This window comes from Streptomyces sp. NPDC057271, assembly GCF_042668715.1.
In the GTDB taxonomy this organism is placed as follows: domain Bacteria; phylum Actinomycetota; class Actinomycetes; order Streptomycetales; family Streptomycetaceae; genus Streptomyces.
In genome coordinates this window covers 25816-45246 of record NZ_JBHUYJ010000002.1, presented here as the reverse complement: position 1 = coordinate 45246, position 19431 = coordinate 25816, and the positions used below count along the sequence as shown (strand labels likewise).

Here is a 19431-nt window from a genome sequence, read left to right as displayed (position 1 = left end):
ACCTCGAGAACCCTTACGACTTCGTGTTCTTCTCCAGGTCGGCCTTGAACAGGGCCTCGCACTGCGGGGTGTTGTCCGTGCCGATGAACATGACGATGGCGAGTCCGGCGGCGCCGTGGTTGCTGGCCTTGACCGACCAGGTGCCCCTGTTCAGCGTCTTGACGGTGGATCCGGACTGCTCCGTGGTCTGGCCTTCCTTCCAGCCGCCGCCGGTCAGCGCCGTCACCGTGGCGTCGTAGGACTTCTTCGGGTCCGCCACCTTCTCGGCGTCGGCCGTCCAGGACACCATGCAGCTCTTGAGCCCGGCCGGGACCGCGTCGCCGGAGGGGTCCTCGGTGAAACCGGCCGCCGTGGCCGCGGTCCCGATCTCCTTCTCCACCGTGGCCGCGTCGGGGCTGTCGCCGCCGCCCGTCTCCGAACCGCCGGTCGTGGAGCCCGCGGAGGAGGAGGACGAGCCGCCCTCGTTCTTGCCCGAGCCGCCGCCGTCGCTGCCGCAACCCGCCACCAGCAGCACCGCACCGGCGGCCGCGGCCACCATCATCGCCTTGCGCACAACTCTCCCGATCCTGGGTGCACGTGGGCCTGTCGCCCCCGTGATCAGAGGAAGATTTTTGCACGCGTGAACGAGTGCTCGTGGCTACTCCTCCGGCGGGAAGACCGGCTCCCCGCCGTCGAGCAGAGTGATCGTGATGGCCTCCACCGGACAGCCCTCGGCCGCGGCCAGAACCGCTTCGTTCGCGTCCGACTCCGGTTCGCACGGGTGGGACTGACGGGCCGTGTCGAGCCGGAAGCCGTCCGGGGCGTGGCTGACGCACATGCCGGAGCCGATGCACACCCCCCGGTCGACCTCCACGTGCCAGCGGTCGCCCATCAGACAGCACCCGGCCCCTCGTACCCGGCCGGCAGGTGGATCATCTTGTGCTCCAGGTACTCGCCGAACCCCTCAGGGCCGAACTCCCGTCCCAGGCCGGAGTTCTTGTAGCCGCCGAAGGGGCCGAGCATGTCGAGGCTGAAGGTGTTGACGTTGAAGGTGCCCGTGCGGACCTGGCGGGCGAAGTCGATGCCGTGCTCGACGTCCCCGGTCCAGACGCTGCCGCTGAGCCCGAAGTCGGAGTCGTCGGCGATCCGCAGCGCCTCGCTCTCCTCCCCGTACGGAAGGAGGCAGATGACCGGCCCGAAGATCTCCTCGCGGGCGATCCGCATCGAGTTGTCGACGGCTCCGAACAGGGTCGGCTCGACATACCAGCCGCGGTCGAGCCCGGCGGGCCGGCCGCCGCCGCTGAGGATCTTGGCGCCCTCGTCCTGTCCGATCCTGATGTAGTCGAGGGAACGCTGCCGCTGCCGCTGGGCGACGAGCGGGCCGACCTGCGTGGCCGGGTCGAGCGGGTCGCCGACCACCAGGGCGCCCGCGGCGGCTGCGAACGCCTCGGCGATCTCGTCGTACCGGCTGCGCGGGGCGAGGATGCGGGTCTGGGCGACGCACGCCTGGCCGTTGTTCATCCAGGCCGCGGGGACGATGCCGGCGACGGCGGTGGACACGTCGGCGTCGGGCAGGATGACGGCGGCGGACTTGCCCCCGAGTTCGAGGGTGACGCGCGTCAGGTTGCGGGAGGCCACCTCCATCACGCGCTTTCCGGCCGCGACCGATCCGGTGAACGAGACCTTGTCGACGCCCGGGTGACCGACCAGGTACTCGCTGACCTCGCGGTCGGCGGGCAGGATGGACAGGACGCCTTCGGGGAGCCCCGCCTCGGTGGCGATCTCGGCCAGGATGTACGAGTCGAGGGGGGACTCGGGCGAGGGCTTGAGGACCACCGTGCAGCCGGCGAGGAGCGCGGGCCCGAGCTTGGCGGCGGCGGTGAACTGGGGAACGTTCCACGGCACGACCGCCGCGACGACACCGACCGGCTCGCGCCGCACCAGGATCGGCCCGAGTACACCGGCGCGCCGCCCCTCGTACGGGAAGTCGCGGGCGATGGTGATCGCCGCGTCCCAGACCATCATGGCGCCGAGTGCCTGGGCGAGGACGCTCCAGGAGTACGGGGAACCGTTCTGGGAGCTGATCGAGCGGGCGATCTCCTCGTGGCGTACGGCGATGGCGTCCTTGATCCGGCCGACGACCGCGATCCGCTCCTCGACCGACATACGCGGCCAGGGCCCGCGGTCGAAGGCCTCGCGGGCTGCGGCGACGGCCCGGTCGACATCGGCCCGGGAGGCGTGCGGCACGCGGCCGATGACCTCCTCGGTGTGCGGCGAGATCACCTCGATGACGTCACCGCCGGCCGGGTCGGTCAACTCCCCGCCGATGTACAGCTTTCCGTGCTCCACAAGCTCGGTCATGGCCGACTGCCTCCCGGAACCCACACTGTTTCTGACTGTGTATCAGAACTGATATCAGTTCTAGTTATAGTGGGCAATGGTCGAGCAAGCGCCTTGCCGTCGCGGAGAGATGAGGGCCCATGAGCCAGGTGACCGAGCACGGCGGAGGCGTCTGGTCGCTCCGGGTGCCGATTCCGGACAACCCCCTCGGGCACACCCTCGTCCACGTCCTCGACACCGACCGCGGACCCGTTCTGGTCGACACCGGCTGGGACGATCCGGCGTCCTGGCACGAACTGTCCGACGGGCTGGCCGCGTTGGGGACCTCCGTACGGGACGTGCACGGAGTCGTCATCACGCACCACCACCCCGACCACCACGGACTCTCGGGCCAGGTCCGCGAGGCGTCCGGCGCGTGGATCGCGATGCACGCCGCCGACACCGCCGTCGTCCGCCGCACCCGCGCGTCCGAACCCGGCACCTGGCTCGACTACCTCGCCCGCAAGCTGGCCGCCGTCGGTGCCCCCGAGGAGCACACCGCCCCGCTCCGCACCTCCCGCCGGGCGAGCACCCTGCCCGGACTGCGCTCGGCCCTGCCCGACCGCGAGATCGTCCCCGGCGAGCTGCTCGACCTCGCGGGCCGCCGGCTGCGCGCGATCTGGACGCCCGGCCACACCCCGGGTCACGTCTGCCTCCATCTGGAGGAGGAGCACCCCGCCGGGCTCCCCGGTCACGGCCGGCTCTTCTCCGGCGACCATCTGCTCCCCGGGATCTCCCCCCACATCGGCCTCTACGAGGACCCGGACGACTCCACCGCCGCCACCGATCCCCTGGGCGACTACCTGGACTCACTGGAGCGGATCGGACGGCTCGGCGTCGCGGAGGTGCTCCCCGCCCACCAGTACGCCTTCGCCGACGCAGCCGGCCGGGTACGGGAGCTGCTCGACCACCACGAGGAGCGCCTGACCGGCCTCCTGCGCCTCCTCACGACCCCGCTCACCCCCTGGCAGCTCGCCGAGCGCATGGAGTGGAACCGCCCGTGGGGGCAGATCCCGTACGGCTCCCGGACCATCGCGGTCAGCGAGGCGGAGGCGCACCTGCGCCGCCTGGTGAAGCTGGGCCGCGCGGAGGCCGCACCGGGCACCGACTCCGTGGCGTACGTGGCGGTGTGACGCCTCCGCGCGGGCTCAGGCCTTGGCGGCGGCCCGTGTGTGAGGCGTCTCGCACCCGCCGGTCGGGCGGTGTACGGGCCGGTAGAGTGTGCGAGTCGTCATCACACCCGTACGGGGGGAAGCCGGTGCAAATCCGGCACTGACCCGCAACCGTGACCGCCCACGCCCGTCGTGGACGGAAGTCGGAATGCCCCGCCCGGGACGTGACCGCCGGCACCGTCGAGGAATACGGAGCCGAGCCTGGTGCCTCAAGCGTGCCGGTGCCCGGCCGCAGGAGAGGCCACAGCTCGCATGATCACCGTCCGCCGCGGCGCCGCCGCGTTCGCCGCCGCAGCGGTGCTCTGCACCGGCGTCGCCCCCGTCGCATCCGCCGCCCCGTCGCCCTCCGCGACCCCCGCGCCCGTGATCCCCGCCGGGCTGTACGGCACGAAGGACCCGACGTACGACGGCGTGTGGCGCCAGTCGCTCGCCTTCATCGCCCAGACCACCAGCGGTGTGCAGCCCGCCGACGAGGCCGTGTCCTGGCTGCTGAAGCAGCAGTGCGCCACCGGTGCCTTCGCGTCGTACCGGCCGGACCCGGCCAAGCCCTGCGACGCGTCCACCATGCTGGACACCAACGCCACGGCCGTCGCCGTCCAGGCGCTCACCGGCGCCAAGCGCAAGAGCACCGCCCCCGAGCCCCTGGCCAAGGCGGCCGAGGCCGGCGCGGCCTGGCTGAAGGGCGTACAGAACAAGGACGGCGGCTGGGGGTACAACCCCGGCGGCCCCAGCGACGCCAACTCCACCTCCATCGTCATCAGCGCGCTCACCGGGCTCGGCGAGAAGCCCGGCCAGGTGAAGTCCACCGAGGGCATGACCCCGTACGACGCCCTGCTCGGACTCGCCCTTCCCTGCTCGGCCGAGGAGGGGGCGGGTGCCTTCGCGTACCAGCCCGACAAGGACGGCAAGCTCCTCGCGAACGCCGACGCCACGGCCGCCGCGACGCTCGCCGGTCTCGGCAAGGGCATCACCGCGCGGGGCGTGGAGCCCCAGCAGAGCCCGGTCTGCACGGACCTGGCCACGCCCACGATGGACCGGGCCGCGCTCAACGGCGCCTCCTACCTGGCCGCCGCGCTGGCGAAGACCGGGCACCTGAACACCCCGCCCATGCCCGGCGCCACCGACCCGACCGAGCTGCCCGACCACGGCAACACCGCCGACGCCGTCGTCGCGCTCGCCGCGACCGGTGCCACGAAGGAGGCGTCCGCCGCGCTGACCTGGCTCAAGGAGAACTCCGCCACCTGGGCGAAGGAGAGCGGTCCGGCCGCGTACGCGCAGCTGATCCTCGCCGCGAAGGCGATGCACGTCGACCCGCGCGCCTTCGGCTCGACCGACCTTCTCAAGGAGCTGGCCGCCACCGGCCCCGCGCCGCAGGCCTCGCCGTCCGCCGCGCCCGAGGCGAGCGACGACGACTCCGGCTCGTTCGACGTGTGGTGGATCATCGGTATCGGCATGGTCGTCGGCGTCGGCATCGGCTTCCTGGTGAGCGGGCGCAGGAAGTGAGGGCCGGGCTGAGGGCCGGACTGCTCGGCGCCACGGCCGGCGCCGCCCTGATCCTGGCCGCCGCCGCTCCCGCCGAGGCCGTCGGCTACCGCTACTGGTCGTCCTGGGAGAGCGACGGCGGCCGCGCATGGCAGTACGCGACGCAGGGCCCGGCGACCGCCCGGCCCTCCGACGGCGACGCCGTCGGCTTCCGCTTCGCGGTCAGCGAGGACAGCGGTGACGCCGCCCGGCCCACCGCGGCCCCCGACTTCGCGGGCGTCTGCGGCGGTACGGAGGAGAAGGCCGGCACCAAGCGGGTGGCGGTCGTCGTGGACTTCGGAACCCCGCAGGACGCCCCGGCAGGAGAGGCTCCGCCCAGGCCGCAGGTGAAGACCGGCTGCGCCCAGGTCCGCGAGGACGCGACGAGCGCGGACGCGCTGGCCGCGGTGGCGAAGCCGCTGCGGTACGACAGCGCGGCGCTGCTGTGCGGGATCGCCGGCTACCCGGCGAAGGGCTGCGGCGAGCAGGTGGCGGAGACCAAGTCCCCGGCCGACGGGAACATGCCCGAGGGCGACCCCACCGTGACGGCCGCCCAGACGCCGGACGGCGAGGGCGACGACGGACCCGCTGTCGGGATCGTGGTGGGCGGAGCCGCGGTGCTCGTACTCGGCGGCGCCGCGGTCTGGAAGGCCCGCCGACGCGCATGATCCGTGCCCCCGAGGCGAGCCGTTCCAACGCCCTGCACGCGGGTGCCTGGTGGCTCTGGGCGCTCGGCCTCGCCGTCGCCGCCTCCCGCACCACCAACCCGCTGCTCCTCGGCCTGATCGTCGCGGTCGCGGGCTATGTCGTCGCGGCCCGCCGCACGGACGCACCCTGGGCACGCTCGTACGGGGCGTTCGTGAAGCTGGGCCTTTTCGTGGTGGCGCTGCGGGTGGTGTTCTCGGTCGTGCTCGGTTCGGCGATCCCGGGGACGTACGAGCTGTTCACGCTGCCCGAAGTGCCGGTTCCCGACTGGGCGCAGGGGGTGCGGATCGGGGGCCGGGTGACGGCGGAGCAGGTGGTCTTCGCCGTGTACGACGGCGCCAAGCTGGCGACCCTGCTGATCTGCGTGGGCGCGGCGAACGCGCTCGCCAACCCGGCGCGGCTGCTCAAGTCGCTGCCGGGCGCGCTGTACGAGGTGGGGGTCGCCGTCGTCGTGGCGATGACCTTCGCGCCGAACATGGTGGCCGACGTGATGCGGCTGCGGACGGCCCGTCGGCTGCGGGGGCGGCCGACGGGCGGGGTACGTGCGGTGCTCCAGGTCGGGCTGCCGGTGCTGGAGGGCGCGCTGGAGCGGTCGATCTCCGTGGCGGCCTCGATGGACGCGCGCGGCTACGGACGCACGGCGCAGGTGGATCCGGCCGTGCGGCGGACGACGAACGTGCTGACGCTGGGCGGGCTGCTCGGGGTGTGTGCGGGCTCGTACGGTCTGCTGGCGGCCGAAGGCGCGGGGTACGGGCTGCCGCTGCTCGTCGCGGGGTTGTGCGCGGCGCTGGCCGGGCTCCGGCTGGGCGGGCACCGGGCGGCCCGCACCCGGTACCGGCCCGACACCTGGGGGGTACGGGCCTGGCTGGTCGCCGGCTCGGGCGTCGCGGTGGCGGCGCTGATGATCGGGGCGAACACGTACGCCTACGAGGCGCTGCACCCGGGCGTCGTCCCCCTGGTCGCGCCGGAGCTTCCGGTGTGGCCCGCGCTGTCGATCCTGGTGGGTCTGGTGCCCGCGTTCGTGGCCCCCGTCCCCGCCTCCCCCTCGGCCCCCGTCCCCGTCCCCGTCCCCGATCCCGCCTCCCCCACGGCCTCCGCCCCCGTCCCCGATCCCGCCTCCCGCGCCGTTCCCCCTTCCACAACCCGTCCCGTTCCCCCCTCCGCCTCCAAGGAGTCCTCGTGATCCGCTTCGAGAACGTCTCGGTGACGTACGGCGCGGGCGAGCCCACGCTGCGGGACCTGGACCTGACGGTCCCGGAGGGCGAACTGGTCCTGCTGGTGGGCCCGTCGGGCGTGGGCAAGTCGACGCTGCTCGGCGCGGTCTCGGGACTCGTACCACACTTCACGGGCGGCACGCTGAAGGGCCGTGTGACGGTGGCGGGCCGGGACACCCGTACGCACATGCCGCGCGAGCTGGCGGACGTGGTCGGCACGGTCGGCCAGGACCCGCTGGCGCACTTCGTCACGGACACGGTCGAGGACGAGCTGGCGTACGGGATGGAGTCCCTGGGGCTGGCTCCGGCGGTGATGCGGCGGCGGGTCGAGGAGACCCTGGACCTGCTCGGGCTCGCGGAGCTGCGCGACCGTCCGATCGCGACGCTCTCGGGCGGACAGCAGCAGCGGGTGGCGATCGGTTCGGTGCTGACGCCGCACCCCGAGGTCCTCGTCCTCGACGAGCCGACGTCCGCGCTGGACCCGGCGGCGGCGGAGGACGTCCTGGCGGTCCTGCAGCGCCTGGTCCACGACCTCGGCACGACGGTCCTGATGGCGGAGCACCGCCTGGAGCGGGTGGTGCAGTACGCGGACCAGGTCCTGCTGCTGCCGGAGGGAGTCATGGGCCCGCCCGCCGAGATCATGTCGGTCTCCCCGGTCCACCCCCCGGTGGTGGCGCTCGGCCGCCTGGCGGGCTGGAGCCCGCTCCCCCTGACGGTCCGGGACGCCCGTCGCGCGGCGGGCCCGGTCCGGGACCGTCTGGAGGCGCGTGTCCCGACCGCGGGCCTCCGCCCCGGATCCCCCGTCTCCCACACGGCGATGGCGCCGAAGGCGCCGGACGCCCCGGCCGGCCGGGCCCCGGGGAGGGGCGGGGGAATCTCGCTGTTCCGCCGGCGCCCCCGGCCCTCCGTACCCACCGTCGAAGCCCACCGTCTCGTCGACGTCCGGTCCCTCGGTGTCCGCCGCGGCCGGGTCGAGGCGCTGCGGCGCGTGGACCTCCAGGTCACGGCGGGCGAGACCGTCGCGCTCATGGGCCGCAACGGCGCCGGCAAGTCCACGCTGCTCAACGCGCTCGTCGGGATCGTCCCGCCCACCTCCGGTACCGCCCTCGTCGCGGGCCGCCCGCCGCACCACACCGACCCCCGCGAGATGATCCGTCACGTCGGTCTCGTACCGCAGGAGCCCCGCGACCTGCTGTACGCGGACACCGTCGGCGCCGAGTGCTCGGCCGCCGACGCCGACACGGGCGCGGCCCCCGGGACCTGCCGGGCGCTGGTGTCCGAGCTGCTGCCCGGTGTGGCGGACGGCACCCACCCCCGTGACCTGTCCGAGGGCCAGCGCCTGGCGCTCGCGCTCGCCGTGGTCATGACCGGCCGGCCCCCGCTCCTGCTCCTCGACGAGCCGACCCGCGGTCTCGACTACGCGGCCAAGGCCCGCCTCGTCGCCCATCTGCGCGAGCTCGCCGGCGCGGGTCACGCCATCGTGCTCGCCACCCACGACGTGGAGCTGGCCGCCGAGCTGGCGCACCGGGTGGTCATCCTGGCGGGCGGCGAGGTCGTCGCGGACGGACCGACGGCCGAGGTCGTCGTCTCCTCCCCGGCCTTCTCCCCGCAGGTGGCCAAGATCCTCGCCCCGCAGCCCTGGCTCACGGTCGAGCAGGTGAGGGAGGCGTGGTGAGCAGAGGACCCGTACGGCTCGGGACCCGCTCGATCGCGGCGCTCGTCCTCGTCTCCCTCGTCGGAGCGATGGCCGTCGCCTGGCCGCTCTTCGCGGACAGGGGTGCGGCGGTCACCGATCACGCGGCCGACGCCCCGTGGTTCTTCGCGGCGCTGCTGCCGCTGCTGATCGCGGTGGTGGTCGCGACGATCGCCGACTGCGGGATGGACGCGAAGGCGGTGGCGATGCTGGGCGTCCTCGCCGCCGTGGGGGCGGCGCTGCGTCCGCTGGGGGCGGGGACGGCGGGCCTGGAGCCGATGTTCTTCCTGATGATGCTGAGCGGCCGGGTCCTCGGGCCGGGTTTCGGCTTCGTGCTGGGCGCGGTGACGATGTTCGCGTCCGCCCTGCTCACGGGCGGTGTCGGCCCGTGGATGCCGGTGCAGATGCTGGCCATGGGCTGGTTCACGATGGGCGCGGGGCTGCTGCCGGGTGCGTCGGGACTTCGGGGCCGGGGCGAGCTGCTGATGCTGTCGGCGTACGGGTTCGTGGCGGCGTTCGCGTACGGCACCGTCACCAACCTCTACGGCTGGGTCACGGTGGGCGGCCTGGGGACCGGGATCTCGTTCCAGCCCGGGGAGCCGGCGCACGAGAACCTGGTCCGCTTCCTCGCGTACGTCATCGCCACCTCGCTCGGCTGGGACCTCGGCCGGGCGACCCTCACCGTCGTCCTCACGACGACCGTCGGCGGCACGCTGCTGAAGGCGCTGCGGCGGGCCACGCGGCGCGCGAACTTCGAGACCCAGGTCACGTTCGAGGGCCCTGAGATGCCGCTCCGGGGTGAGGCGCCCCACAGGACCCAGGTCACGTACGACGTGGAATAGGAGAGGGTCCAGACCCCCTCAAATCCCCCCATACGCCACCTTGACCTGCGATAACGCCCGGCCGCTCGTCCCGGGCCGTTCGGCGCGGGTCCGACTCCGCTTCGTACCGGGGGTCGTTGCGGCGGCCTCCCAGGCCTGCTTCTCTGGTGGACGTCGCCAGGCAAGCAGCGTTCAGCGCAGCGCCTCGGACAGGCCGATTCCCTCAGGTTCCGGGTTCCCCGGGCTCTGGTTCCGGCTTGCCGAAAACGCCCGGCGCGCCCCATGTCCCCGACGTTAGGTCGCGTTTTGTTCCGCTCCATCGCCACCCGTGCCAACTCCCGCAAGAAGACCCTCGCCGTCTCGGCAGCCGTGCTGCTGGGCGCCTCGGGTGCGGTACTGGGCACGACGGCCTCGGCCTCGGCCGCTCCCCGCGACGCCAAGGCGATCGCCAAGCAGATCGTTCCGGCTTCGCCGTTCGCGTCGTTCCGCAAGATCGTGGAGCACGAGTCCGGCTGGAACCCCACCGCCACCAACTCGTCCAGCGGCGCCTACGGCCTGGTCCAGGCCCTGCCGGCCTCGAAGATGTCCTCGGCCGGCTCCGACTGGAAGACCAACCCGGCCACCCAGATCAAGTGGGGTCTGGACTACATGAACGACCGCTACGGCAGCCCGAACGGCGCCTGGGCGTTCTGGCAGGCCAACGGCTGGTACTAAGAGTCACCCTCAGCCACACCCAGCCGCGCAGGCACCCGCAAGGCCCCGCCCTCCTCACGGAGGCGCGGGGCCTGCGGCGTTTCGCGCCCGGCGCGCGTGACCGGGCCCCGGGCGGCCCCAGCGACCAAGCCGCCCCCGGAGCCGCCCGCCCGGCGCGCTACAGCCTCTGGATGATCGTGCCGGTCGCCAGCGCCCCGCCGGCGCACATCGTGATCAGCGCGAATTCCTTGTCCCTACGCTCCAGCTCGTGCAGGGCCGTGGTGATCAGCCGCGCCCCGGTCGCACCCACCGGATGCCCGAGCGCGATGCCGCCGCCGTTGACGTTGACCTTGTCGAGCCCGTCCAGGTCCCGGTCGAATTCCTGGGCCCAGCTCAGGACGACCGAGGCGAAGGCCTCGTTGATCTCGACGACGTCGATGTCCTTCAGCGACATCCCGGCCTTGCCGAGCACGGCGCGCGTCGCGTCGATCGGCCCGTCGAGGTGGAAGTGCGGGTCGGAGCCGACGAGGGCCTGGGCGACGATCCGGGCGCGGGGCCTGAGCTTGAGCGCGCGGGCCATCCGCCTGGACGCCCACAACAGCGCGCACGCCCCGTCGGAGATCTGGGAGGAGTTCCCGGCGGTGTGGACGGCGGTCGGCATGACGGGCTTGAGCCGGGCGAGCGCCTCCATGCTGGTGTCGCGGAGCCCCTCGTCACGGTCGACGAGCCGCCACATGCCCTGACCCGCGGCCTGCTCCTCCTCGGTGGTCGGGACCTGGACGGCGAAGGTCTCGCGCTTGAACCGCTCCTCGGACCAGGCGATCGCGGCCCGTTCCTGGGAGAGCAGACCGAGGGCGTCGACCCGTTCGCGGGTCAGGCCGCGGCGCCGGGCGATGCGCTCGGCGGCCTCGAACTGGTTGGGCAGGTCGACGTTCCACTCGTCGGGCCAGGGCTTTCCGGGTCCGTGCTTGGACCCCGAGCCGAGCGGGACGCGCGACATGGCCTCGACACCGCAGCTGATGCCGATGTCGATGACGCCCGAGGCGATCATGTTGGCGACCATGTGGCTCGCCTGCTGCGAGGAACCGCACTGACAGTCGACGGTGGTGGCGGCGGTCTCGTAGGGAAGGCCCATGGTGAGCCAGGCGTTGCGCGCGGGGTTCATGGACTGCTCGCCGGCGTGGGTGACCGTGCCGCCGACGATCTGCTCGACGCAGTCGGCGTGGATGCCGGTGCGGCCGAGGAGTTCACGGTAGGTCTCGCCCAGGAGGTAGGCGGGATGGAGATTGGCGAGCGCGCCTCCACGCTTGCCGATGGGGGTGCGTACTGCTTCGACGATGACGGGTTCCGCGGCCATGAGCTCGTCCTCTCCTCGCCCGGGCGGGGTGTCCCGGCACTCCGCGACGGGGGCGGTACGGGGAACTGGTACGCGTTCTAGTTCTGAGTGAAGTCTTATGACTGCTACCGCCGGTACGCAAGGGTTGTGCACGCACCCGCGTGCACCGATCACCGGCAACAGTTCCCGTCGCATGCCTTGCGACTTGTAGAACCCGTTACTACCTTGCGGGCAGCTTCTGATGGATCGTCAGAATTCAGCCGTCCCATCAGGCATGCCGCCGGACATGCCACCGGCCGTGCGCCGCCAGGCACGCCGTCCGGCAGGCGTGTCCCAGACATGGAGTGTGTTGCCGATGCCCTGCCCCCACCTCCCCGAAGGGTTCGACGCCACCGATCCCGATCTGCTCCAGAGCCGCATACCCTTCCCGGAGTTCGCGTCGCTGCGGCAGACGGCACCTGTCTGGTGGTGCCCCCAGCCGCGCGGCGTCACGGGCTTCGACGACGAGGGCTACTGGGCCGTCACCCGCCACGCCGACGTCAAGTACGTCTCCACGCACCCGGAGTTGTTCTCCTCCACCGAGAACACGGCCGTCATCCGCTTCAACGAGCACATCACCAGGGACCAGATCGAGGTCCAGAAGCTGATCATGCTCAACATGGACCCGCCCGAGCACACCCGCGTGCGCCAGATCGTCCAGCGCGGCTTCACCCCCCGCGCGATCCGGACCCTGGAGAACGCCCTGCGCGAGCGCGCCCGGAAGATCGTCGACGAGGCGAAGCGGAATGCCGGAACCGACGGCTCCTTCGACTTCGTCACCCAGGTCGCCGTCGAGCTGCCGCTGCAGGCGATCGCCGAACTCATCGGCGTACCGCAGGAGGACCGCGCCCGGATCTTCGACTGGTCCAACAAGATGGTCGCGTACGACGATCCCGAGTACGCCATCACCGAGGAGATCGGCGCCGAGGCCGCCATGGAGCTCATCGGCTACTCGATGAACCTGGCCGCCGAGCGCAAGGAGTGCCCGGCCAAGGACATCGTGACCCAGCTCGTCGCCGCCGAGGGCCAGGGCAACCTCTCCTCCGACGAGTTCGGCTTCTTCGTGCTGCTGCTCGCGGTGGCCGGCAACGAGACCACCCGTAACGCCATCAGCCACGGCATGCACGCCTTCCTCACCCACCCCGAGGAGTGGGAGCTGTACAAGCGGGAGCGGCCGGCGACCGCCGCCGAGGAGATCGTGCGCTGGGCGACCCCGGTCGTCTCGTTCCAGCGGACCGCCACCCAGGACACCGAGATCGGGGGCCAGAAGATCCGCCGGGGCGACCGGGTCGGACTCTTCTACTCCTCCGCCAACAACGACCCCGAGGTCTTCGAGAACCCCGAGACCTTCGACATCACGCGCGACCCGAACCCGCATCTCGGATTCGGCGGCGGCGGGCCGCACTTCTGTCTCGGAAAGTCGCTCGCCATCAACGAGATCGACCTGATCTTCAACGCGCTCGCGGACGTCCTGCCCGACCTGACCCTCGCGGGCGAACCCCGGCGGCTGCGCGCGGCCTGGCTGAACGGGATCAAGGAGTTGCGGGTGCGGGTCGGCTCCTGACGGACGCCCCTGACGGACGCCCCTGTCAGACGCCCCTGACAGACGCTCCCGACAGACGCTCCCGACAGACCGGAAGGCGGGGGCTCCATCCCCCTGCGCCCAGGCCCCCGCCTCCCGCCTCCCGCCCTTCCTCTCACCTCGAATCCGGCCTCCTTCACGCCCGGAACCGGAACCTCCCCCGCCGCGTCTGACCGCACATGCGGGGGACACACAGAATTCTGGCCATGGTCGTCGCGCTGCTCGCGCTCCAGCTCGGCTCGCTGATCGCACCGGCGTACGCCTGCGGCTGCGGCGCGATGATCCCGGACCGCGACCAACGGATCGGCGTCGACCGGGAGACCTCGGCGGTGCGCTGGGACGGCCGTACGGAACAGATCGTCATGCGCTTCACGGTGCGCGGGGACGCCGAGCGGGCGGCCTGGATCATGCCCCTACCCGGGCGGGCGGAGGTGACGCTCGGCGACCCGTCGCTCTTCGACGCGCTGGAGGACCTCACCCGGCCCGCGCGCGAGGACCGGTACTACTTCTGGCCGCGCGGCGACGACTGGCCCTTCGACCTCGGCTCGTCGGACGGCGCCGCGGCCGCCCTTCCCGGGAGCGGCAGCCCGGACGTCGGTGTCGTCGGCCGCGAGCGGCTCGGCCCCTTCGACGTGGCGAGGCTGACCGCCACCGACCCCGAGGCGCTGAGCGGCTGGCTGAAGACGAACGGCTTCGAACTCCCCGAGCGGCTGGCCGCCGAACTGACGCCGTACGTCGAGCAGAAGTGGGAGTACGTCGCGGTACGGCTCGCCCCCGACACCACCGGTACGGCACTCCAGGGCGAGCTGACCCCGCTCCGGATCAGCTTCGCCAGCGACCGGCTCGTCTACCCGATGCGTCTCTCCCGACTGGCGAAGACCCCGCAGTCCCTCGGCCTGTACATCCTCGCCGACCACCGCATGGAGCCGCGCGACGACATCGGCGGCGACGTGCCGGAGGTGACGTTCGCCGGCCGGATCGAGGAGACGAGCCGCGACTCGCTCGCCGCGCTCACCGGCGGCGGCCCGTTCTTTCTGACTGCCCTGGACCAGTCGTTTCCCGTACCTTCGCGGATCGACGGCGACCACGAACTGCGCACGGTGACGGACACGCCGTACCGGGAGGTTATCTACACCGACCGGCTGCTCACGGTCGGCGACGGGATCCCGGTCCGGCTCCTGACGGTCGCCGGCGTGCTGCTCGCGGCGGGCGGGACGGTCGTGGCGATCCGCGTACGGCGTCGGCGCCCTGAGGTACGTTCGGCGGCATGAACCAGGATCAATGGACCGCAGTCGACCGCTACTTCACCGAACTGCTCGCCCCGGCCGACGAGGCGCTCGCCGCCACGCTCGCCGACTCCACGGCCGCCGGACTCCCCGAGATCGCCGTCGCACCCAACCAGGGCAAGCTCCTGAACCTGCTCGTCTCGATGTGCGGGGCGCGCTCGGTACTGGAGATCGGCACGCTCGGCGGCTACAGCACGATCTGGATGGCCCGGGCGCTGCCCGCCGACGGCCGGATGATCTCACTGGAGTACAACCCGGCCCACGCGGACGTGGCGCGCGCCAACATCGCCCGCGCCGGCCTCGAGAAGGTCGTCGAGGTGCGGACCGGCGCGGCCCTGGACACCCTGCCCGAGCTGCAGACGGAGGGCGCGGGCCCGTTCGACTTCGTCTTCATCGACGCCGACAAGGTGAACAACCCGAACTACGTGGCGTGGGCGCTGAAGCTCTCCCGCCCCGGCACGGTCATCGTCGTCGACAACGTCGTGCGCGGGGGCGCGATCCTCGAAGCGGAGACGGACGACCCGGCGGTCACCGGCACGCGCGCGATGTTCGAACTGGTCTCCCGCGAACCGCGGTTGGACGCGACGGCGTTCCAGACGGTCGGCGTGAAGGACTACGACGGCCTCCTGCTCGCCCGGGTCGTGGCCTGACGGACGCCCCGCTCCCGCGTACGCGGCCGGGCCGGGGCGGGGCCGGTCATATCCTGCCCTTCATGAGCATCGTGAAGATCAATGAATAGGTCAAGCTGCTCACATAGAGCTTCACACCGCGAGTGCCGCCGTGGGTCGGCCAGCCTAGAAGCCGCCGGCCCCCGCTGTCGGCCCATGCCCCCTTACGCTCGCCGCACATGGTCGGGCGGGACCAACCACTCCCGCCCGCCGCGCTCGGGCCGCAGGAACGCCATGGCTCGCTTCCGGCGCTGGCGGGGCAACTCGGCGGGATCCTCGTAGTCACGGATCAGGTCACGCAGGATGCCGACCCTTCCCGCGCCGTCCTCAACGCGCCGGCCGATGTCGTCCGGGCCGATCACTTGGGGCACTTCACGTGCTGGTAGACGGCCCTGTCGGGCTGGGACGGTTCGCGCAGCGTTCCCCGGCGACAGCGTTCGAGTGAGGCGATCGGCTTGCCGCAGGCGGGACACACCTCGCCCGAAGGGGCGTAGGTCGTGTACTCCCACTGTCGTGCGTCCGTTTCACGCTCCTGAGCCTTGCCGGGCATGTCGTCGTCCCCTCGGTCCGTCTGCGTTCCTTGCCGAGGACGCTAGGAAGACACCCGACGGAAGCTCCACGAAATTGCATGGGTTTGCACGCCAAATCACGTGTCTCATTAGCATGTTGACGCTCTGAGCACAGGTCGACATGGTTCATGCAAGTCCACGCAATCACCTGGACCAGGGAGTCAGCCATGGCCGTAGAGTTCGTAGGCATCGACCCGAACACCGACCGCGATCACTGCCCGACGGTGTGGGCGGACGCGGAAGCTCAGGAGATCTTGTTGCAAGGCTGGAAGCCGGACAGCGAGACTCAGGCCCAGTGCGAGGCGAGCAGCCCCGCGAACGGGCCGGTTCCCGACAACGAGGCCATCGTCAGGATTCCGGCCCGCATGATTCCGATGATCCGGGAGGCGTGCGATGCCATCGAGCGTGCCCAGCTTCGCTGAGCTGTTGGGCCGGTGCGAGCGGTCCGCCGTACACCTGGAGATGCGTGACTCGTACGCGTCCACCGACAGATTCGAAGCGTGGAAGCGGGGCGAGCGCATCGACTGGGACGACCGCGCGTCCTGGTGGCACCCGTATGACCAGTTGATTGCGGACACCGTGGCGCGAGGGGTGTCGATCCGTCGCGCCCGGATCGTCTCCGAACCCGTGACGGAGTACATCCGGTGGGAGCACTACGTCACCCACGCCAACGTCACGGCCGGCGAGGACGTCCGATGGCTGCCGCGCCGCCGAGCCACGGACATCGCCCTCCCCGGCAATGACTTCTGGCTCTTCGACGGCGAACTCCTGCGCGTGCACCACTTCTCCGGCGACGGGGCGGTGGTCGAAGACGAGATCACGGACGACCCGGCGACGGTGAAACTCTGCGCGTCGGCCTTCGAGGCCGTCTGGGACCGGGCCGTCCCGCACCACCTGTACGCGATCTGAGGACAGCCAGCTCCATGCCCCCACACCCCTCATCGAGCGTCCAGCAAGCCCGTGAAGCACTCGCGGGCCGACTGCGCGAGCTACGCAGGGACGCCGGAATCAGCGGGCGGGAGCTGGCCGTCAGGCTCCGCTGGTCGGACTCGAAGGTGTCGCGCATCGGCAACGCCAAGACGCCCCCGTCCGACGCGGACATCCGAGCGTGGTGCCGGGCGTGCGGAGCCGACGACCAGGCGCCGGACCTCATCGCGGCGAACAGACAATCCGCGGACGCCCACATCCAATGGAAACGCCTCCAGCGAGGCGGCCTGCGGCACGTGCAGGAATCCACGGAGAGCCTGTACCGGCGCACGCACCTCTTCCGCGTCTACGTCTCCGACGTGATCCCCGGCTTCCTCCAGACACCCGGATACGCGACCGCGCTCCTGTCGTCCATCGCGGACTTCCGGGGAACACCGGACGACGTGACAGAGGCAGTCAAGGTCCGCATGAGACGAAACGCGGTACTGAACAACGCGGCGCACCGGTTCTCGTTCGTCCTGGAGGAATCGGTCCTGCGCTACCGGTTGTGCACCGTCGAGGCGATGGCGGCGCAGCTCGGTCACCTCCTGGCGGTCATGGACCTCCAGAACGTGGCCGTGGGCGTCGTCCCGTTCTCGTCGCAACGAACCGTCTGGCCCATGCCGACCTTCACCATCTTCGACGACACGAGGGTGCACGCGGACACCTTGGACGCCGCGTCCACACTGACGCAACCAAGCCAAGTCGAGCTCTACGCACGAGCCTTTGACCGGCTGTCGCAAGGGTCGGCACGGGGAGCCGCCGCACGCTCGCTCGTGACATCCGCCTTGTCGTCGCTCGGCTGACCGTCCGGCTTACTGCGGAAACGCAAAAAGGCCCCTGTGCCCTCTCCGGCGATGGAGAGGGCACAGGGGCCATACGGCGGCATCAGCCGTTCAGTACGCCGGTGAGGCGTGCGGCTGCCTTACCGCCGAAGAGAGCGATGCCGCAGTAGAAGTCGATACGGGTGCGGTAGACAGGCTTGTCGTGCGACTCGCCCAGGTCGGTGACCTGAACACCACCGTTGGTCAGTCCGGAGACACCAGCGTCCGCCTCGGTCGCCCCGAAGCGAACGGCGTAGATGTCACCGGTCTCCACACCACCGGTCCCAGTCGTCAGCGGCAGCACATCCGTACAGTCGAGACGCTGGCCGGCATCCAGCAGCGGGATGCCGTTCCACATGACCGTGGGCTTTCCGGCGATGTCCGTGCTCAGCAGCTCACTGCCACCGAGCCGACGGAATCCGGATGCGATCTTGGCGCGCAGCGCGGCGTTCATGTAGAGCGCGCCGTTCGTGCCGTTGATGCCCCGCACCTGGTTCGTCAGGGTGTCGAGCAGATCGAAGAAGTCATGGCCGTGGACAACGGCGCCCTTCCCTCCGGCGTCGATGACCTGGCGTCCGACCAGCCGCTTGCGAAGACCGTCGAACCCCTTCGGGTTGACCTCGATATCACCGTTGAAGAACTGGTCGGCGAAGTGAATCGAGGCGGCCTTGACCTTCATATGGGTCTGAATCGCACGCTGATCGTTGAGGTTCCCCCGCGTCTGGACAATGAACTTGTCCACGTCGGCGTCACCTCCCAGGATGGCCAGAGTCTCGACGCGCTGGTTCAGCGTGCCGGTGCTCTCCGGGTACGCCTCGTTGATCGCACGGAAGGCCACGCCGGGAAGGCTGGACTCCTCGTTGTACTTGAACGCGCTTCCCTCCACCTGAACAAGGGGAAGCCGGTCGAGAATCGGCGACTCCTGAACGAACGTCTCGATTACCCCGCGCTGAAGCTGGTCGAGGGTGACCTTTGCCGATTCGGCGAGAGTGAGAGTCAAGGAAATTCTTCCATAGTTGGTTAATTGATCAGCGCACGGCTCTCCACAGAAGCGCTCAAATGAGCCATGCGAGTTTTTTGCCTCCCTGCCGATCTGGAGCGGGAGGAGAGGGGAGTACCCCCCTGGTCGGGCTGCGCCCTATGTCCGAATTGGCTTCGCATTCGCAGCAGCCCAACCACCCGGTTGACGCTTCGCGGTCTCGCGGTTGTGACACTGCGTGCACAGCGGACGCAGACGAGAGAACGCGTCAGGATCGGCAACCCCTTGCGCTACCAACTCACGTCGGGGCAAAGGGAAATGGTCAGCAACCACGGCCACGCGACCGCACAGCAGACACCACGGATTCCGGTACAGGTACGCCTTACGGATGCGCTGCCACCGTGTGGTGTAGCCACGTTCGTTGGACGTACCGCGCTGTTGCTCGGCCTCGCGCCGATGCTTGGCACAGCGCCCACCAGTGGTCAGCTCGGGGCACCCGGGGGCAGAACACGGGGGGCGGGGCTTACGCGGCTTGGGGGTGCCTCCAACCATCAGGGCGGGATGATGGTGTGACGCTTCATCATGGGAAGATCACGAACGGTCGGCAGATTGTCGACCGGTGAGGGGGGACGACCATGTCTGAGAACGAAGTAACGGCCGAGGTAACGGAGTTCGTCATCACTGCGGAAGAGGTCAAGCCCGAGGATGTGGGCACGCTGAGCCTGCGGTACGTCGACGGCGTGGCCCAGCTTGTTGTCAGCGGCGGGGCGGTCGTTCCGGCGACACTGGCGGTTGTGGATGGGGACGGGAAGGCCGTTGCTGCCTACACGGCCGGTTCGGTGTCTGCTCCGGCAAGGATGTCGGGTCGCGTTGGGGAATCCGTGTACATTGCCATGGAATAGCGCCTGACCAGCAGCTAAGCGAAGCAACTCGGCGGGCAGAACCTCTGAGGGCCCGTGCCAAGGCAGCGTCAGAACGGCGGAGCCTGAACCCTGAAGTCCTCGC

Annotated in this window: 21 protein-coding genes and 1 riboswitch; of the genes, 14 read left to right on the top strand and 7 right to left on the bottom strand. The window is 70.9% G+C overall.

Annotated features, from left to right (window positions below; all coding sequences use genetic code 11):
* Nucleotides 1-13: 13 nt before the first annotated feature.
* From ACFUJR_RS01195 to ACFUJR_RS01185, 3 genes are all read right to left on the bottom strand, one after another.
* The gene (locus ACFUJR_RS01195; protein ID WP_383167469.1) at nt 14-553 is read right to left on the bottom strand and encodes a hypothetical protein; all 540 of its coding nucleotides are present in this window, start codon (nt 551-553) and stop codon (nt 14-16) included.
* 84 nt (nt 554-637) lie between these two features.
* On the bottom strand, nt 638-871 hold the full coding sequence (locus ACFUJR_RS01190; protein ID WP_383167466.1) for a ferredoxin: 234 nt from the start codon (nt 869-871) through the stop codon (nt 638-640).
* Entirely contained in the window at nt 871-2340 is a 1470-nt protein-coding gene (locus ACFUJR_RS01185; protein WP_383167463.1) for an aldehyde dehydrogenase, read from the bottom strand. Before ACFUJR_RS01185 ends, ACFUJR_RS01190 begins: the two co-directional genes overlap by 1 nt.
* Before the next feature lie 119 nt (nt 2341-2459).
* Here ACFUJR_RS01185 and ACFUJR_RS01180 point away from each other — a divergent pair, with 119 nt between their 5' ends.
* From ACFUJR_RS01180 to ACFUJR_RS01150, 7 genes are all read left to right on the top strand, one after another.
* Nucleotides 2460-3491: an MBL fold metallo-hydrolase gene (locus tag ACFUJR_RS01180; RefSeq protein ID WP_383167460.1), complete on the top strand. Its 1032-nt coding sequence runs from the start codon at nt 2460-2462 to the stop codon at nt 3489-3491.
* Nucleotides 3492-3606: 115 nt separating this feature from the next.
* Nucleotides 3607-3684, top strand: a riboswitch (cobalamin riboswitch).
* A gap of 98 nt (nt 3685-3782) precedes the next feature.
* The gene (locus ACFUJR_RS01175) at nt 3783-5033 is read left to right on the top strand and encodes a prenyltransferase/squalene oxidase repeat-containing protein (RefSeq protein ID WP_383167457.1); all 1251 of its coding nucleotides are present in this window, start codon (nt 3783-3785) and stop codon (nt 5031-5033) included.
* Nucleotides 5030-5719, top strand: a complete 690-nt coding sequence (locus ACFUJR_RS01170) for an SCO2322 family protein (protein WP_383167454.1) — start codon at nt 5030-5032, stop codon at nt 5717-5719. Before ACFUJR_RS01175 ends, ACFUJR_RS01170 begins: the two co-directional genes overlap by 4 nt.
* On the top strand, nt 5716-6939 hold the full coding sequence (locus ACFUJR_RS01165; RefSeq protein ID WP_383167451.1) for an energy-coupling factor transporter transmembrane component T: 1224 nt from the start codon (nt 5716-5718) through the stop codon (nt 6937-6939). The genes ACFUJR_RS01170 and ACFUJR_RS01165 overlap by 4 nt, the downstream gene beginning before the upstream one ends.
* Nucleotides 6936-8645 (top strand): ABC transporter ATP-binding protein, encoded by a 1710-nt coding sequence (locus ACFUJR_RS01160; protein ID WP_383167448.1) that lies wholly within the window; start codon nt 6936-6938, stop codon nt 8643-8645. Before ACFUJR_RS01165 ends, ACFUJR_RS01160 begins: the two co-directional genes overlap by 4 nt.
* On the top strand, nt 8642-9505 hold the full coding sequence (locus ACFUJR_RS01155) for an ECF transporter S component (protein WP_383167445.1): 864 nt from the start codon (nt 8642-8644) through the stop codon (nt 9503-9505). The genes ACFUJR_RS01160 and ACFUJR_RS01155 overlap by 4 nt, the downstream gene beginning before the upstream one ends.
* Nucleotides 9506-9790: 285 nt before the next feature.
* Nucleotides 9791-10198 (top strand): transglycosylase SLT domain-containing protein, encoded by a 408-nt coding sequence (locus ACFUJR_RS01150; protein ID WP_383450169.1) that lies wholly within the window; start codon nt 9791-9793, stop codon nt 10196-10198.
* Nucleotides 10199-10355: 157 nt separating this feature from the next.
* Here the strand turns inward: ACFUJR_RS01150 and ACFUJR_RS01145 are convergent, their stop codons facing one another.
* A complete protein-coding gene (locus ACFUJR_RS01145) occupies nt 10356-11534 on the bottom strand; it encodes a steroid 3-ketoacyl-CoA thiolase (protein WP_383167439.1) in 1179 nt (392 codons plus the stop codon).
* A gap of 334 nt (nt 11535-11868) precedes the next feature.
* On the opposite strand from ACFUJR_RS01145, the gene ACFUJR_RS01140 reads away from it, so the two are divergent.
* The 3 genes from ACFUJR_RS01140 to ACFUJR_RS01130 all read left to right on the top strand — a co-directional run bounded on the left by ACFUJR_RS01140 (nt 11869) and on the right by ACFUJR_RS01130 (nt 15070).
* On the top strand, nt 11869-13116 hold the full coding sequence (locus ACFUJR_RS01140) for a cytochrome P450 (protein ID WP_383167436.1): 1248 nt from the start codon (nt 11869-11871) through the stop codon (nt 13114-13116).
* Nucleotides 13117-13340: 224 nt separating this feature from the next.
* Nucleotides 13341-14405 (top strand): DUF2330 domain-containing protein, encoded by a 1065-nt coding sequence (locus tag ACFUJR_RS01135; protein ID WP_383167432.1) that lies wholly within the window; start codon nt 13341-13343, stop codon nt 14403-14405.
* Nucleotides 14402-15070 carry an O-methyltransferase gene (locus tag ACFUJR_RS01130; RefSeq protein ID WP_383167429.1) on the top strand — a complete coding sequence of 223 codons (669 nt, stop codon included), beginning with the start codon at nt 14402-14404 and terminating at the stop codon, nt 15068-15070. Before ACFUJR_RS01135 ends, ACFUJR_RS01130 begins: the two co-directional genes overlap by 4 nt.
* A gap of 182 nt (nt 15071-15252) precedes the next feature.
* Here the strand turns inward: ACFUJR_RS01130 and ACFUJR_RS01125 are convergent, their stop codons facing one another.
* Together ACFUJR_RS01125 and ACFUJR_RS01120 are read right to left on the bottom strand one after the other, a co-directional pair.
* Nucleotides 15253-15459, bottom strand: coding sequence for a hypothetical protein (locus ACFUJR_RS01125; protein ID WP_383167426.1), 207 nt, complete (start codon nt 15457-15459; stop codon nt 15253-15255).
* The gene (locus tag ACFUJR_RS01120) at nt 15447-15638 is read right to left on the bottom strand and encodes a hypothetical protein (RefSeq protein ID WP_383167423.1); all 192 of its coding nucleotides are present in this window, start codon (nt 15636-15638) and stop codon (nt 15447-15449) included. Before ACFUJR_RS01120 ends, ACFUJR_RS01125 begins: the two co-directional genes overlap by 13 nt.
* Nucleotides 15639-15824: 186 nt before the next feature.
* On the opposite strand from ACFUJR_RS01120, the gene ACFUJR_RS01115 reads away from it, so the two are divergent.
* From ACFUJR_RS01115 to ACFUJR_RS01105, 3 genes are read left to right on the top strand one after another with little or no spacing between them, the layout of a single operon-like run.
* The gene (locus tag ACFUJR_RS01115) at nt 15825-16079 is read left to right on the top strand and encodes a hypothetical protein (RefSeq protein WP_359522139.1); all 255 of its coding nucleotides are present in this window, start codon (nt 15825-15827) and stop codon (nt 16077-16079) included.
* Complete coding sequence (locus tag ACFUJR_RS01110) at nt 16051-16566, top strand: DUF6879 family protein (protein WP_073917628.1); 516 nt, start codon at nt 16051-16053, stop codon at nt 16564-16566. Before ACFUJR_RS01115 ends, ACFUJR_RS01110 begins: the two co-directional genes overlap by 29 nt.
* A 14-nt stretch (nt 16567-16580) precedes the next feature.
* The gene (locus ACFUJR_RS01105) at nt 16581-17429 is read left to right on the top strand and encodes a helix-turn-helix domain-containing protein (RefSeq protein ID WP_383167420.1); all 849 of its coding nucleotides are present in this window, start codon (nt 16581-16583) and stop codon (nt 17427-17429) included.
* Nucleotides 17430-17511: 82 nt separating this feature from the next.
* On the opposite strand, the gene ACFUJR_RS01100 is transcribed toward ACFUJR_RS01105, so the two are convergent.
* Complete coding sequence (locus ACFUJR_RS01100) at nt 17512-18447, bottom strand: major capsid protein (protein WP_383167417.1); 936 nt, start codon at nt 18445-18447, stop codon at nt 17512-17514.
* A 614-nt stretch (nt 18448-19061) separates the two neighbouring features.
* On the opposite strand from ACFUJR_RS01100, the gene ACFUJR_RS01095 reads away from it, so the two are divergent.
* On the top strand, nt 19062-19328 hold the full coding sequence (locus ACFUJR_RS01095; RefSeq protein WP_383167414.1) for a hypothetical protein: 267 nt from the start codon (nt 19062-19064) through the stop codon (nt 19326-19328).
* Nucleotides 19329-19431 lie beyond the last annotated feature (103 nt).

What these genes read in the sequence shown, in the direction of transcription:
- ACFUJR_RS01190 (WP_383167466.1), bottom strand. Translation starts at nt 871, where the DNA reads ATGGGCGACCGCTGGCACGTGGAGGTCGACCGGGGGGTGTGCATCGGC.
- ACFUJR_RS01185 (WP_383167463.1), bottom strand. Translation starts at nt 2,340, where the DNA reads ATGACCGAGCTTGTGGAGCACGGAAAGCTGTACATCGGCGGGGAGTTG.
- ACFUJR_RS01180 (WP_383167460.1), top strand. Translation starts at nt 2,460, where the DNA reads ATGAGCCAGGTGACCGAGCACGGCGGAGGCGTCTGGTCGCTCCGGGTG.
- ACFUJR_RS01175 (WP_383167457.1), top strand. Translation starts at nt 3,783, where the DNA reads ATGATCACCGTCCGCCGCGGCGCCGCCGCGTTCGCCGCCGCAGCGGTG.
- ACFUJR_RS01165 (WP_383167451.1), top strand. Translation starts at nt 5,716, where the DNA reads ATGATCCGTGCCCCCGAGGCGAGCCGTTCCAACGCCCTGCACGCGGGT.
- ACFUJR_RS01145 (WP_383167439.1), bottom strand. Translation starts at nt 11,534, where the DNA reads ATGGCCGCGGAACCCGTCATCGTCGAAGCAGTACGCACCCCCATCGGC.
- ACFUJR_RS01140 (WP_383167436.1), top strand. Translation starts at nt 11,869, where the DNA reads ATGCCCTGCCCCCACCTCCCCGAAGGGTTCGACGCCACCGATCCCGAT.
- ACFUJR_RS01135 (WP_383167432.1), top strand. Translation starts at nt 13,341, where the DNA reads ATGGTCGTCGCGCTGCTCGCGCTCCAGCTCGGCTCGCTGATCGCACCG.
- ACFUJR_RS01130 (WP_383167429.1), top strand. Translation starts at nt 14,402, where the DNA reads ATGAACCAGGATCAATGGACCGCAGTCGACCGCTACTTCACCGAACTG.
- ACFUJR_RS01120 (WP_383167423.1), bottom strand. Translation starts at nt 15,638, where the DNA reads ATGCCCGGCAAGGCTCAGGAGCGTGAAACGGACGCACGACAGTGGGAG.
- ACFUJR_RS01115 (WP_359522139.1), top strand. Translation starts at nt 15,825, where the DNA reads ATGGCCGTAGAGTTCGTAGGCATCGACCCGAACACCGACCGCGATCAC.
- ACFUJR_RS01110 (WP_073917628.1), top strand. Translation starts at nt 16,051, where the DNA reads ATGCCATCGAGCGTGCCCAGCTTCGCTGAGCTGTTGGGCCGGTGCGAG.
- ACFUJR_RS01105 (WP_383167420.1), top strand. Translation starts at nt 16,581, where the DNA reads ATGCCCCCACACCCCTCATCGAGCGTCCAGCAAGCCCGTGAAGCACTC.
- ACFUJR_RS01095 (WP_383167414.1), top strand. Translation starts at nt 19,062, where the DNA reads ATGTCTGAGAACGAAGTAACGGCCGAGGTAACGGAGTTCGTCATCACT.